The 1,181-nt window shown below is 68.9% G+C and carries 2 protein-coding genes; one reads left to right on the top strand and one right to left on the bottom strand.

What is annotated here, in order from left to right:
* Positions 1-25 precede the first annotated feature (25 nt).
* Positions 26-583: a helix-turn-helix transcriptional regulator gene (locus AC1D01_RS35710; RefSeq protein WP_047512364.1), complete on the bottom strand. Its 558-nt coding sequence runs from the start codon at positions 581-583 to the stop codon at positions 26-28.
* Between the two features lie 130 nt (positions 584-713).
* Here AC1D01_RS35710 and AC1D01_RS35705 point away from each other — a divergent pair.
* Positions 714-1,181 (top strand): hypothetical protein (locus AC1D01_RS35705; protein WP_477874405.1); only part of this gene is annotated, 468 nt, incomplete at its 3' end.

Raw genomic sequence — 1,181 nt, 5'->3', positions numbered from 1 at the left:
GCGGGTCACCCGCCGCACGCCTGCGTCACGCCGCCAGCAGCTTGTAGATCAGCTCCGGCGTGGTCGCCGCGCCGTACTTGCGCATCAGCCGCGCGCGGTACACGTCGACGGTGCGCGGGCTGATGCCCAGCCGCTTGCCGATCAGCTTGCTGGTGAGGCCCTCGATCAGCAGCGCGGCGATCTCGCGCTCGCGGGCCGTCAGCTCGGCCTTCAGGCGGCGGCGCGACGACAGGTCCTCGAAACTCCAGATGCCGGCCGCATGCGGCTGCGCCGGGTCGAGCGCGCGGCCCGACACATGGCACCAGAACAGCTCGCCGCGCTGCGGGCCGTCGACGCGTTTCATCACGCGCTCGTCGGCATACCAGCCGTTCGCATCGAGCGCCGCGACGATGCGCTCGCCGGTGCGCTCGAACTCCTCGTGCGTGGGGTACAGCATCTCGAACGACTGGCCCACGAGCTGGTCGCGCGCCGCGCCGAACATCGCGAGCACCTGCTGGTTGCAGTCGACCATCAGCCGGTTGCGCGACAGCACCAGGCCGACAGGGGCGAGGTCGAAGGCGGTGCGGTAGTCGAGGGTGGGCATGGTGGCGAAAGTCACTGCGTCGAGTCGCATGTTACGAGCTGCACCCTTCTATGATCGGCAGGAGGCGCGGCGAGGTCGCGCGCAGGGAGCGGCGATGGCAGGCGCGAGGGTACCGGCGACAGGGCATATCGTGAGCACGGCTGGCGCGACAGGCGTCAGCATCGTGGGCAGCGTGCTGTACGTCAACAAGGTGGGCAGCGATGGCTGGCTGCAGGCCAAGGCAGACACCGGCGGGCTCGTGCCGCTGGCCAAGTACACCAAGCTGAAGGCGACGCGCACTGACAGCGGCCGCACCTTCTTCAAGGTGCTGGACGGCCCGAGCACCGGCCAGGTGCTGAGCCTCGGCGACGCGAATGCCAGGGAGTACCTCGGCACGAAGGCGCCGGCGCAGTCGCTGGCGCAGATCGTCGTCACCTACGGCCACTACGTCGAGGCCTGGTACTCGCCGGTGCGCAAGCAGAACTTCCAGCAGCAATTGGCCACGCTGGAAGTCGGCAGCATCAAGATCCAGGTGACGATGAACTCCGACTGGAGCGGCAGGTTCTACCCGCTGCCCGCCGGCGACTACACCGTGCTGCTGCCCGATGCGCCGCACAAC

It is taken from the genome of Rhizobacter sp. P3_B12 (genome assembly GCF_056402895.1).
The sequence above is the reverse complement of the archived record's forward strand: the minus strand, read 5'-3'. Positions and strand labels throughout refer to the sequence as shown.

Bases quoted from the DNA above. Each gene is read 5' to 3' on its own strand.
- AC1D01_RS35710 (WP_047512364.1), bottom strand. From the start codon at position 583: ATGCCCACCCTCGACTACCGCACCGCCTTCGACCTCGCCCCTGTCGGC.